The sequence below is a fragment of the Clostridium sp. AM43-3BH genome, assembly GCF_003479985.1.
Classification (GTDB): Bacteria; Bacillota; Clostridia; order Lachnospirales; family Lachnospiraceae; genus Otoolea; species Otoolea fessa.
In genome coordinates this window covers 68,175-84,037 of the sequence record NZ_QUIH01000006.1, presented here as the reverse complement: position 1 = coordinate 84,037, position 15,863 = coordinate 68,175, and the positions used below count along the sequence as shown (strand labels likewise).

Sequence of the window (15,863 nt, the reverse complement as noted above, 5' to 3'; positions counted from 1 at the left end):
ATGAAAAAAATCAATCAGGAGCTGATTGCTCTGTTTGATAAATACGGCAGTGACCGGCGCCAGGCGCTGCGGGAAAATAAGAAGCTTTCCTATCTGTACGCACTGGCAGATTTGCGGGAAAACCTGTTGGACTGGTGCCAATTTGACCCGGAACAGCAGGCGCTGCAGATCGGGGCGGACGCGGGCGCGCTGACAGGGCTGCTTGCCAGGCGTTTATCGTCGGTAACGGTGCTGGATGCTTCCGAAGAAAATCTGGAGGTAGTACGCCGCCGCTTCCAGACAGAGCCCGAGCTGGCGGCGAAGATCCGCTATGTCTGTGCGGATGTGGAGACGTATGCGATGAAAGCGGAAAAGCGTGGCGGGACATATGGATATGTAATGCTGATCGGGGGGTTGACGGCGGCAGATAAAGCGGGACGCGCGGCACAGATGACAGCCGCAAAACAGCTTCTTTCTGCTCATGGAACCTTGATTGCGGCGGCTTCCAACTGGTTTGGCGTGAAATACATGGCAGGCGCAGAGCGGGAGACGGGCGCACTTTCCTGGAACGAAATGAAGCAGCTGCTTCCGGGCGGGGAATTTTACTATCCGATGCCGGATTACCGGACGGCGGGAGAGATTTTTTCAGATGCCTATCTGCCGAAAAAAGGCGATCTGACCGGTGTGTTACCGGTCTATGACTGTCCGCAGTATATGCTGATGGATATGGGGGCGGCGCTCGATGCAGCCTGCGAAGACGGACGGTTCCCGGAATTTGCGAATGCATTTCTGGTTTTTTGGCAGAGACAGGCTGCGCCGGAAGCTGAGAATGCTTCACAGGACGTTATCTATGTGAAATACAACCGCACCCGCGAAGACCGCTTCCAGATCCGGACAGAGATCCGTGAAAAGAATGGAACCCGCGAGGTCTGGAAGACGGCGCTCTATCCGGAGGGAAAGGCGCACATCCAGTCCTTCGAAGAAAAATATCAGGTGCTTGACCGTCAGAATCCGTCCCTGAAACTGGCAAAACCGGAGCTTCAGGACGAGGGAATGACAGCGGTATTTCCGTATTTAGAGGGAAAAACGCGGGCGGAACTTCTGGGAGAAATTCTGACTGCCCAGGGCGCGGATGCGGAGGTTTCCGCGATCCGGGCTGCGATGGATGAGATCTACAGCATCCGCCCGGAGGAACGCAAACCATTTGCGGTGACACCGGAATTTATCAAGGTATTTAATGCGCTGGGCGAGCTGGATTCCTATCGGGATAAAGAGACAGAAAATGGCGGCGGATGGGCTTCTTTAGGGGCAGTTCTTGCGGACGAGAGCTGCAGCGCCTCCAACATTGACGCCCTTTTTGAAAATATGCTGGTGACGGCGGACGGAACTTATGCGATCGACTATGAGTGGGTCTTCTTATTCCCGGTTCCGGCTGGTTTTGTGAAATACAGGACACTGGTTTATTTCTACCGCCGTTATAAGAGTCTGTTGGGCGGTCAGGCCGAGCGGGAATTTATCGGACAGTTCCCGGAGTATGTGAAGGCGGATGAGAAGCTGCTTTCGCTTTACGAGGCGATGGAACGCGGCTTCCAGGAGTACGTGCACGGGGAAAACCAGCGCACTTACCAGGAAGATTACATGGTAAAGACGAAGACATTAGCCGATCTTTCCCATGTGGACGGAGAACTTGCAAGGGCAAACGAACGTCTGGATGCGCTCCGGGCAGAAAATTCGGAAAAAGATACGGCACTCCGCAAAGTGCAGGAGGTACAGCGCCTGACGAATAACCACGTGGCGAATCTGGACGTTATCATTTCTGATCTGCGCCATGAAAATGCAGAGCTTGGCAAGACGCTGACCTACTTAAATGGTCATGAGGCGGTCATTTTCAAGGTGCGCCGCAAGCTCGGACAGGCATTTAACCGGTGCTATCCAAAGGGCACGGTACGCCGCAAGAAGCTCGGCTACTGGAAACGGACGATTCTCCATCCGGGTAAAATGATGAAGATGTACACCACAGAGGAAGGAAAGAACCTTATCAAAGGTGATTTTGAGATCGGTGAGGAGTATCTGACCTACGGAAAAATCCACCTTCCGAAGGAAGAAAATCCGACGGTTTCCATCGTAATTCCGGTATACAACCAGATTCACTATACCTATCTGTGCCTGCAGTCGATTCTGGAGCATACGAAGGATGTGAGTTATGAGGTTATCATCGCAGATGACGTTTCAACCGATGCCACCGAGCATCTGGCGGAGTTTGCCGATAACCTGGTGATCTGCCGCAATCAGACCAATCAGGGATTCTTGCGCAACTGCAACCAGGCGGCGAAGGCGGCGCGCGGCAAATATGTGATGTTTTTAAACAACGATACCCAGGTAACAGAAGGCTGGCTCAGCTCCCTGGTAAATCTCATTGAATCTGACTCCACCATCGGTATGGTAGGATCTAAGCTGGTATATCCGGATGGACGTTTACAGGAGGCAGGCGGCATCATCTGGAGCGATGGTTCCGGCTGGAATTACGGCCGCCTCGACGATCCGGACAAGGCAGAATATAACTACGTCAAGGATGTAGACTATATTTCCGGCGCAGCGATCCTTTTATCCACCGCACTCTGGAAGCAGATCGGCGGTTTCGACGAGCGGTTTGCCCCGGCGTACTGCGAAGATTCGGATCTGGCATTTGAGGTGCGGAAAGCGGGCTACCGCGTCGTTTACCAGCCAAAATCCAAGGTCATCCATTTCGAAGGCATTTCCAACGGAACGGATGTCAACGGAACCGGTCTGAAACGGTATCAGGTGGAAAACAGCGAGAAACTCAAAGAAAAATGGAAAGAAGAGTTCAAGAATCAGTGCGTCAACAACGGCAATCCGAATCCATTCCGCGCACGCGAGCGCAGCATGGGCAAAAAGATCATTGTCGTGATCGATCACTATGTGCCGACCTTTGACAAAGACGCCGGTTCCAAGACAACGTTCCAGTACCTGAAAATGTTCCTGAAAAAGGGGTATGTTGTTAAATTTATCGGAGATAATTACCTCCATGAGGAACCGTATACGTCTACGCTGCAGCAGATGGGAATCGAGGTCCTCTACGGACAGGAATACCTGACCGGTATCTGGGACTGGCTGGTGAAAAATGGAAAAGATATCCACGTGGCATATCTGAACCGTCCGCATATCGCGACAAAATATGTGGATTTTATCAAAGAACACACGGATATCAAGATGATTTATTACGGTCACGACCTTCATTTTATGCGTGAGTTCCGCGAGTATGAGCTGACCGGCGATGTGAAGAAGCGTCAGGAATCCGAATATTGGAAATCGATCGAGTTTTCACTCTTCCACAAAGTGGCGGTGTCCTACTATCCGTCCTACGTTGAGGAAGAGGCGATCCACGCCGTTGATGAGACGATTCCGGTCAAGGCGATCACGGCATATGTCTATGAGGAGTTTTTACAGAATCTGAACAAAGACTTCGCCAAACGGGAAGGACTTCTGTTTGTCGGCGGCTTTGCGCATCCGCCGAACGCAGACGCGGTGCTCTGGTTCGCGAAAGAAGTATTCCCGAAGATCCGGGAACAGATCAAGGTCAACTTCTACATCGTCGGTTCCAAAGTGACCGACGAGATCAAAGCGCTGGAACAGCCTGGAAATGGCATCATCGTCAAAGGCTTTGTAAGTGAAGAAGAACTGGCAGACCTGTACCGGAACTGCCGGATTGTAGTGGTACCGCTCCGCTACGGCGCAGGGGTTAAGGGCAAGGTGGTAGAAGCTATCTATAACGGTGCCCCCATCGTCACCACCTCCGTCGGCAGCGAGGGAATCCCGGATGTAGAAAAAGTTCTCCTCGTCAAGGATCAGCCGGACGAATTTGCCGAGACAGTCGTAGAACTCTACAAAGACGAAAAACGCCTGGAAGACCTGGCAGAGAAAACGCAGGTTTATATCCGCGAGCATTTCAGTATTGATGCGGCTTGGGATGTGATTAAGGAAGATTTTGAATAAAAAATAGTAAAAGATAGAAAATTGTATATATTATATATATAACCTGAATTATTCATCCTATTTGGGACAATGCGGCTGAAAGCCGCGTAACTACTATATTTTTCGTGATTATTGCTTTCACTTAATAGATGATAAAAAAGAGCTCAACTTTTTGACAAAATGTAAGCGACGAAACCACAAAATATCAAAAGGAGCTCTCAATGAACATTTTAGCCACTACATCCCTTGAAAGCAATAAGCGTGTGAAAATAAATTTTGGCGGCGGCGACCTCTCCTCCGATGCAGGACTTCTCCTCATCAAGGAATTCGCTGCCAAAACCGGTCTGACCTGTCTGATCGAGAAGCTTTTCAAAACCAATGGCACCACTCGGCATCAGCATCAAAAGGACTCTTAAAATTTTTTCAGATGATTTTTCAGATCATCGCCGGCTACTTCGAAGATGACTGTGCGGATGAGCTCACAAACAAACCTGTCTTTACAGAAATTCTTCAGAAGGCACACCTTGCGTCGCAGCCTACGATTTCAGGATCCTGGAATCGCATGGATGAAACGATGCTGGAGCAGCTGAATGAAATCAGCGAAAGTATAACGAAAATAAAAATGACCGAAATAGGTGACCGATAAAAGTGCCTTGATGGAGATAATATGCCAAGGAGATAGAAAATGGAAGGAAAAAGATTACAGGAATACTTGACAATAGTGCTGGATATGGAAAAACAAATCTATATGGAAAAACAATTAGAAAGTGAATTGTTAGATAGGAAAAATAGACTTTGTGTTGAAACATTTATAAAAAAACCGACTATCAAGAAAGTGGATGATATTAAGAGCGGGCATAGATGGGTCATTTCTTGTGGCGTGGGACTGACTTTGGGCGCTGTTGTTGGCTGGTGTTGCTTTTTTTATGTGGATTTTTGGTGGCACGGCGCATTGGGGTTTCTTGGAGTTTTAGGTCTTATGGCTTCCGTTGTGCTTCTGATAGTTGGTATAATATCACTTGCTAGCGCATGGATGGAATCACTTTCGATGGATGATACAGAAATGCAATCATTTAGGGCATGGCAAGAATACGAAGAAGCAGTAAAGGAAAATCAAAGACGGATATCGCAAGAAAAAGTTCAAAAAATATATTTGGAGTCCGAGATTAAGAGAGTTGAAGAAAAACTGCGTGACTCTCAAATGCGTTTACAGACCCTCTATTCCTATGGAATTGTTTTTCCGAAGTATCAAAATTTCGTTATGATATCCTCTATCCATGAATATATTTGCTCGGGACGATGTTCTACCTTAGAGGGGCATGAAGGAGCCTATAATATATTAGAAATGGAACTGCGATTAGATAGGATTGAGGGGAAACTTGATAACATCATACAAAAATTAAATCAAATAAAAGACAACCAGTACACGATTTATTATGCGATACAAGAGGCGAAAAATCAGTGTTCTGCATTAGTAGAAAATAGTGTTAATATAGAAAAAAGGCTAGGTGAATTGGTGACAGCCGGAGAGAACACAAACGCTACAATTGATAGTTTACATAAAAACTCCGAAATTCAGAAGTACATTTCAAGTCAAACCCAGAAAGAACTTGATTATATGAATCGAATGAATTATCTAGCGGGAAATTATAAGGCGGCTGTATATGGTCCTAATTTTTGAGGCCCCCTGTTGAATGTAGTTTGCTTTTACCGTGATTTTTATTAAGAAGAAAACAAAGCATCGTAAGTGCTCAGTGCTAGCTGAGCGCTTACTTTCGAGATGTGGGTTAAATATTCTGCTTACGATACGCTTCTGTATCTAGTGAAAACATACTCATAAATCTGCATCCGGTACTTGCCTATCGCGTGTTCATCATAGGATTCCGGTAATTCTTCCCACAATGTATCCCGGATCAAATTATCTACAACAGTCTTCGTTTCCGGCTTATCCGTCCAGTGATCTAGCTGAGAAATCTTATCCTTGATCTTCCGCAAAAGCTCAACCGCTACTTTCTTTGCTTGTGTTCTCTTAGGCTGCAAATGTCATGATGAATAATTCAGGTATAATAAAGAAAACGATCAGGGGAATGTGCTTCTGATCGTTTTCTTGCGTAAGGATAATTTAAAGTTATCTAAGGAAGGAAAGAGTCAGCTACGCCGGTATGCTGCAGGCTCTTTCCTTGTACTACCGGATAGAGCACTCTATATTACCGATCGTTCTTCCGCAGCGCCTCCACCCGTCCATATCTCCGATACATTAAAAGCTCAAATATTACCATACAAGCCCATCCAATCGTCGTACCAATCGCCACAGCCTGAATCCCCAGCCGTCCAAACAGCGCATAACTGATCACAACGCGGATTGGAATCTGCACCAGAGTCGCGAACAGGGTGATCATCAGGTGCCCGATTCCACGGTAATATCCCTGAAAGGTATTGGTGATACCACTGATGAAGTAAAAACCAGCCATCGGCGCCAGATAGGACATGCCCTGACGCAGCGCTTCCGTTTCGTTTGGTTTTAAGAAAATACCGAGCAGCGGGTGACGGCAGAACAGCACGACCACCGCTGTCAAAATAATATAAATTTCTGCAATCACCAGCATTTTCCGAAGCCCTTTCGGAATCCGGTCATACTCTTTCGCGCCGAGGTTCTGTGCGGAGAACGTCGTGATAGATGCTGCAAGGCTGTCGCCCGGGGCGAGCACATAGCTGTCGATGATGGAGACGGCATTAAAAGCGGCAACTGCATCGACGCCGAGTGCATTGACGCCGGACTGGACGAGCAGGCGGCCGACGTAGAGAATCGTCTGCTGGACGGCGGAAATGGAGCTGAAATCGATCGTTTTTTTGAGCATCGAGGTTTTCAGTTTCAGATCCCGGATGCCGAGGCGTAAGAGGGGCACTTTCGCCCAGATATAGACGAAGAGGGCGAGCGCAGAGACCGCTTGCGAGATGATCGTAGCGATTGCCGCACCGGAAACACCGAGGCGGCAGATGCCAACCAGGAATACATCCAGGAATACATTGACAACGGTCGTCAGGATCAGGACATAGAGCGGCGCTCTGGAATCTCCGATTGCGCGCAGGGCGGCGGAGAAAATATTGTAAAAAAAGGTAAAAATAAGACCCAGTGAGATAATCTGCAAATACAAGGACGCCGGTGCCGATATCTCTTCCGGTGTCTGGGTAAGGCGGATAAACAGGCGGCTTCCTGCCAGTGAAATACCGGAGAGGACAATGGTTAAAAGCAGCCCGGAGAGCACCGAGGTCGCAAATTCATCCTTTAAATCCTGATAGTCTTTCGCACCAAAATAGCTTGCCATCAGAATTGATGCGCCGAGCGACAGCCCGACAATCAGAAAGGTCAGAATATTCATGATCGGACCCGCCGCACCGACTGCCGCCAGCGCCTCTTTTCCGTAAAACTGTCCGACGACTACCGAATCGACCGTGTGGTAGAGCTGCTGGAAGAGGTTGCCGAACACCAGCGGAACCGCGTAGGCGATCAGGTGTCCGGTTATATTCCCTTTTGTCATATCACGAGCCATAAGCATTTCCTCCAAATCCCAATTTATAACTAAGATTGTAGCACGGAACAGAGTGCCTGCCAAATAAAAAAATCTGTCGCATTATGCCAAAAAATCAACAAATTGTTGCGATTTCCGCAAGGAAACGCTGCGGATCCGATGGGAAAGTGGTAACAGCATAAAACCGTCCTATTTAGTGGAAATCACTAGGGAAATGTGGTAAGATATATAAGTTAAACTGGACTTAATAGCATTTGACAGATTGACAAGAGTAAAAAATGGATCTTTCGTAACTGTGAAGGAACTGAACAGTTACAAAACAGTAAAAATTGAGTTGGAAATAACAGACAGAAAGGAAATACAGTATGCAGGCAATCATTCTGGCTGGCGGATTGGGGACGCGGCTTCGCAGTGTGGTAAGCGACCGTCCGAAACCGATGGCGCTGGTTGCGGGTAAGCCGTTTCTGGAGTATGTGCTTCAGGGGCTGAAAAAAAGCGGAATTGACGATGTTATTTTTGCCGTCGGTTATAAGGGCGGCATGGTGGAAGAATATTTTGGAGACGGATCGCAGTTTGGCATCCGGGCGCGGTATGCGTATGAGGAAGAGCTGCTCGGCACGGCGGGCGCGATCAAGAATGCCGGGAATTATGTGACGGACGAGCAGTTTTTTGTCCTGAATGGCGATACATTTTATCAGATGGATTTCGGCGATTTAAGCCGGATTCAGCAGGAAAAAAATCTGGAGATGGCGCTGGTTCTGCGCGGTGTGCCGGATATTTCCCGCTATGGGGCGGCGCGCCTGACCGACGGGCTGCTGACCGCTTTTAATGAGAAAAATGGCAATACTGGGGCGGGCACGATCAACGGCGGTGTGTACCTGATGAAGCGGGCGCTGCTGGATGAGATTCCGGAGGGAAAAGTTTCGCTGGAAAATGAGTGCATTCCCAGGTGGATGCAGGAGGGAAGACGTCTCGGCGGCATCGTAAATGACGGCTATTTTATTGATATTGGTGTGCCGGAGGATTATTTCCGGTTTCAGGAGGACGTAAGAAAAGGAGACATTACATGGTAATCAGAGGAAGAGCGCCGCTGCGCGTGAGCTTTGGCGGCGGCGGTACGGATGTAGAACCATTCTGTGTAGAACAGGGCGGTGCCATTATCGGAAGTACTATCAATAAATATGCATATTGTTCGATCATTCCGAGGAATGATGACCAGATCACGGTTCATTCCCTGGATTTTGATATGACAGTCAAGTACAATGCGAAGGAAAATTACGTCTGCGATGGACGGCTGGATCTTGTCACGGCAGCGCTGCGGGCGATGGATATCAAGCAGGGATGCGAGGTTTATTTACAGTGTGATGCTCCGGCTGGTTCGGGACTTGGAACCTCCTCGACTGTCATGGTAAGTCTTCTGACCGCGATGGCGCGCTGGAAAGGAATTACGATGGATAATTATGCGATGGCGGATCTGGCTTACGGCGTGGAGCGGATCGATCTGGGAATTTCCGGCGGTTATCAGGATCAGTATGCGGCGACCTTCGGTGGCTTTAACTTTATCGAATTTCACGGACGCAACAACGTCGTGGTAAACCCGCTCCGCATCCGCCGCGATATTATCAATGAGCTGCAGTATAACCTGTTGTTATGCTACACGGGCAATATCCATGTATCCGCGAATATTATCAAGGATCAGGTAAGCAACTATAAGAAACCAGACGCATTTCAGGCGATGTGCGAGGTAAAGGCGCTTTCCTATGCGATGAAGGACGAGCTTTTAAAGGGAAATCTCCACAATTTTGGCCGCCTCCTGGATTACGGCTGGGAGAGCAAGAAGCGGATGAGCAGCAAGATCACAAATCCGCAGATTGATATGCTCTATGACGAGGCGAAAAAAGCGGGCGCCCTCGGCGGAAAGCTTTTAGGTGCTGGCGGCGGCGGCTTCCTTCTTGTGTACTGCCCATACAACGTTAAACATCAGGTGGCGCGCCGTCTGGAAGCGGCAGGCGGACAGCTGATGGATTGGAATTTCGAACTGCGCGGCGCTCAGAGCTGGATCTGCGATGAGGACCGCTGGGACTACCGCGATATTCAGGTGCAGATGCCGGATAAGGAGTATACATTCCATGTGTAAAAATAGCTGTAAAGTAGTATTCCTCGACCGTGATGGCACGATGAACGTGGAGGTCAATTATCTTCACCGAAAAGAAGATTTGAAGCTGATTGACGGTACCGCAGAGGCAGTCCGTCTCCTGAACGAGGCTGGATATAAGGTGATCGTCATTACCAACCAGGCGGGTGTGGCGAGAGGTTACTATACCGAGGCGGATGTAAAAATCCTTCATGATTATATGAATGAGGTGCTGGAGCGTGACGGAGCACACGTAGATGCGTTCTACTATTGCCCGCACCACCCGGAGCATGGGATTGGACTTTATAAGAAAAAATGCCATTGCCGCAAGCCGGAGACGGGAATGTTTGAGATGGCAGAGCGCGATCTGCCGGAGGGCATTGATAAGGTGCATTCCTATATGATCGGGGACAAGCGCATCGACGCGCAGGCAGGAAAAAACTTTGGCGTGACCGGAGTCCTTGTCGGAACTGGCTATGGGGCAAAAGAACACGCGGAAGATAGGGCGGCTGGACTTATAAAAGAGGACGGAAGCTGTCCGGCGGGCGGTTATGATGCGTATGCGGAGACGCTGCTGGATGCGGTGCGCGGGATTTTAGGCGGGCGTATATAGAATGCGGCTCACAAAAAGATTCCGGGAGTACATAAACTAGAAAGAGAGGAACCATCGACATGCAGAATCGGAGACAAAACGGACGACCAGACGCAGCCGTGCGCATGGCTGGTCTTTTTCTGGTGCTGTTCTGTGTGGCGGCGGTTCTGATTCCGGCGAAAACGCTGTTTACGGGAAATGGTTTTTTTGCGGATTACATTCATTTTACGGAATCGAAACGGATGTATGTGGAGATTGCGATTCTGGCAGTCTTGATCTTTGGGGGGCTGGCGCTTTTGAAGCGCGGACGCAGCCGGATGTACTGGCTGACGGCGGTTGTGCTGGTGTTTTCCTGGATTCATGTGGTATTTCTGCCGATGGTGGTGTCGGCGGTGTATCTGATTAGCCTGTTGACGATCGGGCGGTTTTTGAGAAAACAGGTGTTTTTCAGGGGAACGGTCTGGGAGCGGCCTTATTTTTCTTTTTATATGGACTTCCTTTTTGGCGCCTCCTTTGCAATCGTTGTGTATTGCCTCCTTTCTGCCCTTGGCGTTGGAAAAATCGCCTGGATGCGCCTGAGCGTCTATGCTCTGGGTGTGGCGGCGCTGGGCTTTGATTTTTCCTCGATTTCCTGCCAGTGCATCATGGGATGGCAGACGCTTTCCTGGATGCTGGATGGCAGGGACAAGGTGTCGGTTCATGTGATTGAGGCAGGGAAACAGGCGTTACTGTTCACAGGTAGGCACTTTTGGAACCGAAAGTGCCGTAAGAAAACGTGGTGGCAGCAGGAATTTGCCGTATTTAAATGCGAAGCCACGGCAAATTCCGTTACTGGGCACGTATGCGTGAACAGTAACAAACCGGCTGGCAGCGGGGGATCGCGGGAAATACCGCGCCGGGTGCGCCGGGCATGGACGCTGGCGGCTGGCTGGTGTGCCCTGATGTTCCTGATTCAGGTGGGACGCCTGAATATCGCACTCGACTTTGATACACTCTGGTATGGTGTGCGTTCCCAGTACATTGTGGCAGGCGGAACCGGGCTGTATGAGAATCCGGGGCTGGTCGGCATGGTTTATGTGTATTCGAAGGGCTTTGAGGTGCTGACTCTGCCGCTTTGCGATCTGGCAAGCCACAGCTACCTGACGTTCTTTAACCTCTGGCTGGCAGTTCTGGGAATTGGGGCGATGGTCTGGAATGCGGTGCTGCTGACGGGCAATCGAAAGCAGGAGACAGAGAGCCGGAAGGCGGGAACAGAGAAGAAACTAACGTATCACAGCGTCTTGCCGGGAATTATGGCAGCTGTTTTGACGGTTTCGGTGCCGGGCATCATGAATATGGCGCTTACAGCCAAGGCGGATTTGATTACGTGGCTGCTGCAGCTTATTATGCTGGGATGTTTCTTTCAGTATATTCATGTGTATGAAAATCATTGGATATTCCTCTCCGGGGCAGCCGGTTCCTATTTCCTGTCCCTCACGATGAAGCCGACCTCCCTGGTCTTTTCCACTGCCGTATTTGGCATGATGGGGCTGTACCTTCTGTGGTTCTGGTTTCATGAGCGCGGGGCGGCGGCTGACCTGTTTCACCATCTGGTCCGCCTGATTGGCTCCTTATGCCTGCCGTTTGGGGCATTGGCCGGTATCTGGGCGCGGACGATGAAGATCACGGGAATGCCGGTCACTTCGGTGTTTACTTCGATTTTTGCATGGCTTGGTTTTAAAATGAAATACCCATTTGCTACCTCGGAGCTGCCGCAGAATTATCAGGAGGAATCAACGCTTCATGTGCTGGCGCGGCGCATCTGGCAGATGCTGATGCAGCCGCAGGGTGAAGATATGGGGCATGTAATTCTGGCGTGGGGAACCTCGCTGATGGCGGTGCTGATTGTGATGCTGGTGCTTTATGGGATTTTCTCCAAAAAGGGAGATGAGCAGTCCCATATCTGGAACGCGGCATTGGTAATTTTCTTCCCATTTGTGATCGTCAGCCTGATCAGCCTGTCGATGCTTTACCAGATCGACGGAAATTATTTCATGCTTCTGTATTCTATGCTGATTCTGGGGGCATGCCGGGCGATGGTGTATTTTAAGAAAATCGGCTTTTATCCGCTCGCGTCGAAGTGCCTGGCGCCGTTGCTGGTATTAAATCTGATTGTCACGGCGATCAGCAGCTGGGCGTGGACGGCTGGATTTTCGGAGATTCATCTTCTGAATAAAGGGCGTGTCAATCACCGGGCGCAGGAACAGGCGCGGATAGAGGAAAAGGGAAATACGCTGATCTGGCAGGAAGTGTCGCAGAATCCGGAAAACCGGGTGATCGCATTTGGAACGCATCCGTACTGTTTGCAGTTCCCGTGCAATGTGGAGTCGTATAAGGATATTACATCGCCGTGGGGCAACGTCGAACTCGTCAACTCGCCGGAGGCGTTTGAAACCTATATGGCGTATGCGAAGACAGATTATGTCTACGCGGAAGCAGGCTATCTGGGACCGGGAAGCTGGGAGTGGAGTCTGGATCTTCTGCGGGAGCTGATCCGCAGAGGCAGCCTGACCGATCTGTTTTTTGAAAATGGAAATATGCTTGCGCGGGTATCCGACACAGCGGTGCCGGAGGAAGAAGCGCAGAACAATCTGGAACTGTTTGAGCGGGAGTATTTATTTTATGATGCAGAAGCTTAATAGACATCGAAAAAACTGACAGGAGGAAATAGAAATCATGAAGGAATACGAGTACCTAGACGAGCTGATCAGCCGCTATCCGGTTCTTGCACCGGTGAAAGCGGATATTCGCACTGCGTATGAGACGCTGAAAGAGTGCTATGAGCGCGGCGGAAAACTTCTGATTGCCGGAAATGGCGGAAGCTGTGCGGATTCGGAGCACATCGTGGGCGAGCTGATGAAGGGGTTTGTGAAGAAACGCCCAGTTTCGGAAGAGATAGAAAAGGCACTGAAAACGGTGGATCCGCAGATGGGAGCGGAACTTTCCGAAAAGCTGCAGCAGGGACTTCCGGCGATCGCGCTGACTGGTCATGCAGGACTGACCACCGCATTTATGAATGATGTGGACGGCAGCATGACTTATGCGGAACAGGTGCTTGGATATGGAAAAGAGGGGGATGTGTTCCTCGGAATCTCAACCTCGGGCAATTCAAAAAATGTCCTGTATGCAGCCGTGACGGCAAAGGCAAAGGGGCTTAAGGTTATCGGGCTTCTGGGACGCGACGGCGGGCGGATCCGTGGGTACAGCGACACTGCGATTGTCGTGCCGGAGCAGGAGACATTTAAGATTCAGGAGCTGCATCTTCCGGTGTACCATGCACTGTGCCTGATGCTGGAAGAATATTTCTTTTAAGATATATTTTGTTTCATGGAAAGGAAGTAATGATTCAGCAGGTTCATGAAGAAAACTGGATGATTACAAGGGAAAAGTATGTTATTTGGAAACAGGCCGGCAGACAAAACGGCGAAATGGAGAGTCAGTACCCGCAGCTTTGCAGTGCTGCTTGCCTATACGCTTTTTATCTGGTGGCTGGAAGTGCTGGATCTTCTGGCATGGCTTTTACATGTACCACAGGGAACGGTTTTGTCGCGGGCGGCAGCGCTCGTTTTATGTGGCGCTGTCATGGTGGCAATCGGAAGATTTGAATGGGACCATGCGGGAGTGAGTCCGCTTTTTATAGTGGGAAGCTTGTTCATCCTGGCGTTCTTTTCGGTCAAGGGATTTGCCCCGGATCAGAGCTATGATACGCAGAACTATCACCTGCTGTCGCAGATACCCGGATTTGTGGACAACCTTCATTATCATGTGATACCGGGACGGTTCCAGATGTTCGGTTTCCGGCTGGGCGACCGGATGTTTTATCCATTCAGGGCGCTTTTTGGGCTTCGGATGGGGACAATGTTAAACGCACTGGCGATGCTTGTGATTTATCGGCAGGTAACTGTGTTCCTGAGCATGGAGGCAGACCGGCTGGAAAGAAAATGCAGCTGGTCGAAGCATCTTGCGCCGGTACTGGCATTTCTGATTGTCAGCCGCCTGGAGTTGATTCAGGAGAGCGGTAGCTACATGGTCGAGCTTCTGGCGCTGCCGTTTCTGCTGGAAATGGTATTTCTGCTTCTGCGCGGGCTGGATGAGGCGAAGCGGGAGCGCGAGGCGGTTTTATTCTGCCTGTTTGGTGGAATCCTGTTCTGCCTCAAGATGACGAATATCGTGTGTCTGGTGCCGCTGGTGCTCCTGTATCTGTGGAAAATCCGGAAGTATCTGACACCGAAGCTGTTTCTGGGGTGTCTGGTGACGGGGGTGATTCCCGTCAGCGTGTACCTGATTTACAATGGGATAGCGATGAAAAATCCAGTTTATCCTTATTATAACAGCCTGTTTCATTCGCCGTATTTTGGGGAAACGGACTTTAAGGACCCGAGATGGGGACCCAGCAATATAAAAGAGTTTCTTTTGTGGGCATATTCGATGATCCGGCATCCAGATTACCGCCTGAGTGAGATCCCGGCGAAATACAACCTGGATCTGGCGCTGATGTATCTGGGAGCGGCGGGAGCCGGGCTCTGCTGGATTTGGAAGCGGGTTAGCAGCAGGACGGGAACCCTATTTCTGCTGTATGCCGCATCCTTTATTCTCTGGGCGGCAACGACGGGACACAGCCGCTATTTTATGGGCGGAATCTTATTTGCCGGAATGCTTTGCGGGTTCCTGGCGCTGCAGGGAATGGCTTCCGTTTCTCCCAGGCTGACAGGCGGCGTTGTATTTGCAATTATGTTTATAGTTGTTTACGCCGGGCGCGCTTACGATGCTTATACCTGTGTCTGGAACGGCGGGGAATGGGCGATGCGGGCGGTGAGCCGTGAGAGTATCCGCAGCAACCTGCCTTACGTATTTCACGATCATCAGCTGTTTACACCGGAAGAACGTTCCAAGATTGACCGCATTTTCCTGACCTGGTCGGATGTGGGAAGTTATGCGCGGCTTGCGGGCGAAGATGTGCCGGTCTGGAACCGGTATTCGATCGTCAATGAGCTGTCGGAGCAGAAAGACGCCTATATCGATGAAATCGAGGCGGCGATGGAGACAGGCGAGGGCGTCTATGACATGATACCGCAGGGGCTTGAGACGTTGGAAGGCTATCTGGAATGGATGAATGAGGCGGGATGGTACGTGCATGATATGGAATATCAGGAAACAATCCTGCAGGGTGTCCAGTCTTTTACGCTGGCAGGGCTTGAGATGGCGCATGGTCGCGAAAACTGCTGGTACCGCACGCAGAAGACGTTCATGGATGCACAGGAAACGGAAAAAGAAGTACCAGAATGGCGCTGGGAGAATGCCAGCGGGGACGATCATCCGACTATCCGGGCGGTTCTGTGCGATCCGGACTACTGGATGATGAAGCAGCCATTTGAAGTGGAGATCATCGTCTCGGATGGGACAAACAGCCGGACGGCAGCTGTGATCCAGGCGGGGCAGAAGGAATATGAACCGATGGAAGTACAGCTTGATCTGACAGGGCTTCAGGGAGAGATAAAATTGGAACTGGTAAGTACAGCTGAGACAAAACGGGCTGTTGTGATCAATCCGGAATGGTCCGCCAAAACGGTGGAAGAGTGAAAACGGGAGGAGAAAA

12 protein-coding genes are annotated in these 15,863 nt (G+C 50.1%); 9 read left to right on the top strand and 3 right to left on the bottom strand.

The window, feature by feature from the left end; all coding sequences use genetic code 11:
- Positions 1–3,993 carry a glycosyltransferase gene (locus DW931_RS10660; RefSeq protein WP_117796862.1) on the top strand — a complete coding sequence of 1,331 codons (3,993 nt, stop codon included), beginning with the start codon at positions 1–3 and terminating at the stop codon, positions 3,991–3,993.
- Between the two features lie 209 nt (positions 3,994–4,202).
- On the opposite strand, the gene DW931_RS16485 is transcribed toward DW931_RS10660, so the two are convergent.
- Positions 4,203–4,373, bottom strand: coding sequence for a hypothetical protein (locus DW931_RS16485; protein ID WP_347559443.1), 171 nt, complete (start codon positions 4,371–4,373; stop codon positions 4,203–4,205).
- A 26-nt stretch (positions 4,374–4,399) separates the two neighbouring features.
- Here DW931_RS16485 and DW931_RS16405 point away from each other — a divergent pair, with 26 nt between their 5' ends.
- Entirely contained in the window at positions 4,400–4,618 is a 219-nt protein-coding gene (locus DW931_RS16405) for a transposase (protein ID WP_118481826.1), read from the top strand.
- A gap of 39 nt (positions 4,619–4,657) precedes the next feature.
- On the top strand, positions 4,658–5,653 hold the full coding sequence (locus tag DW931_RS10645; RefSeq protein WP_118481825.1) for a hypothetical protein: 996 nt from the start codon (positions 4,658–4,660) through the stop codon (positions 5,651–5,653).
- Between the two features lie 119 nt (positions 5,654–5,772).
- On the opposite strand, the gene DW931_RS10640 is transcribed toward DW931_RS10645, so the two are convergent.
- Both DW931_RS10640 and DW931_RS10635 read right to left on the bottom strand, forming a co-directional pair.
- Positions 5,773–6,012, bottom strand: coding sequence for a hypothetical protein (locus DW931_RS10640; RefSeq protein ID WP_207664449.1), 240 nt, complete (start codon positions 6,010–6,012; stop codon positions 5,773–5,775).
- Positions 6,013–6,179: 167 nt separating this feature from the next.
- Positions 6,180–7,523, bottom strand: a complete 1,344-nt coding sequence (locus DW931_RS10635) for an MATE family efflux transporter (protein ID WP_117796299.1) — start codon at positions 7,521–7,523, stop codon at positions 6,180–6,182.
- A gap of 344 nt (positions 7,524–7,867) precedes the next feature.
- Between DW931_RS10635 and DW931_RS10630 the strand changes: the two genes are divergently transcribed.
- From DW931_RS10630 to DW931_RS10605, 6 genes are all read left to right on the top strand, one after another.
- Positions 7,868–8,575, top strand: coding sequence for a nucleotidyltransferase family protein (locus DW931_RS10630; RefSeq protein ID WP_117796298.1), 708 nt, complete (start codon positions 7,868–7,870; stop codon positions 8,573–8,575).
- Positions 8,569–9,639: a GHMP kinase gene (locus DW931_RS10625; RefSeq protein WP_117796297.1), complete on the top strand. Its 1,071-nt coding sequence runs from the start codon at positions 8,569–8,571 to the stop codon at positions 9,637–9,639. Before DW931_RS10630 ends, DW931_RS10625 begins: the two co-directional genes overlap by 7 nt.
- A complete protein-coding gene (locus DW931_RS10620) occupies positions 9,632–10,249 on the top strand; it encodes an HAD family hydrolase (RefSeq protein ID WP_022360062.1) in 618 nt (205 codons plus the stop codon). The genes DW931_RS10625 and DW931_RS10620 overlap by 8 nt, the downstream gene beginning before the upstream one ends.
- Before the next feature lie 59 nt (positions 10,250–10,308).
- Entirely contained in the window at positions 10,309–12,906 is a 2,598-nt protein-coding gene (locus DW931_RS10615; RefSeq protein ID WP_147353629.1) for a potassium transporter KefB, read from the top strand.
- 37 nt (positions 12,907–12,943) lie between these two features.
- On the top strand, positions 12,944–13,579 hold the full coding sequence (locus DW931_RS10610) for an SIS domain-containing protein (RefSeq protein WP_107000695.1): 636 nt from the start codon (positions 12,944–12,946) through the stop codon (positions 13,577–13,579).
- Positions 13,580–13,657: 78 nt separating this feature from the next.
- A complete protein-coding gene (locus DW931_RS10605) occupies positions 13,658–15,847 on the top strand; it encodes a hypothetical protein (RefSeq protein ID WP_118482410.1) in 2,190 nt (729 codons plus the stop codon).
- Positions 15,848–15,863: the final 16 nt, after the last annotated feature.

Bases quoted from the DNA above. Each gene is read 5' to 3' on its own strand.
- DW931_RS10610 (WP_107000695.1), top strand. From the start codon at position 12,944: ATGAAGGAATACGAGTACCTAGACGAGCTGATCAGCCGCTATCCGGTT.
- DW931_RS10605 (WP_118482410.1), top strand. From the start codon at position 13,658: ATGTTATTTGGAAACAGGCCGGCAGACAAAACGGCGAAATGGAGAGTC.
- DW931_RS10630 (WP_117796298.1), top strand. From the start codon at position 7,868: ATGCAGGCAATCATTCTGGCTGGCGGATTGGGGACGCGGCTTCGCAGT.
- DW931_RS10660 (WP_117796862.1), top strand. From the start codon at position 1: ATGAAAAAAATCAATCAGGAGCTGATTGCTCTGTTTGATAAATACGGC.
- DW931_RS10625 (WP_117796297.1), top strand. From the start codon at position 8,569: ATGGTAATCAGAGGAAGAGCGCCGCTGCGCGTGAGCTTTGGCGGCGGC.
- DW931_RS10645 (WP_118481825.1), top strand. From the start codon at position 4,658: ATGGAAGGAAAAAGATTACAGGAATACTTGACAATAGTGCTGGATATG.
- DW931_RS16485 (WP_347559443.1), bottom strand. From the start codon at position 4,373: ATGCTGATGCCGAGTGGTGCCATTGGTTTTGAAAAGCTTCTCGATCAG.
- DW931_RS10635 (WP_117796299.1), bottom strand. From the start codon at position 7,523: ATGGCTCGTGATATGACAAAAGGGAATATAACCGGACACCTGATCGCC.
- DW931_RS10620 (WP_022360062.1), top strand. From the start codon at position 9,632: ATGTGTAAAAATAGCTGTAAAGTAGTATTCCTCGACCGTGATGGCACG.
- DW931_RS16405 (WP_118481826.1), top strand. From the start codon at position 4,400: ATGATTTTTCAGATCATCGCCGGCTACTTCGAAGATGACTGTGCGGAT.
- DW931_RS10615 (WP_147353629.1), top strand. From the start codon at position 10,309: ATGCAGAATCGGAGACAAAACGGACGACCAGACGCAGCCGTGCGCATG.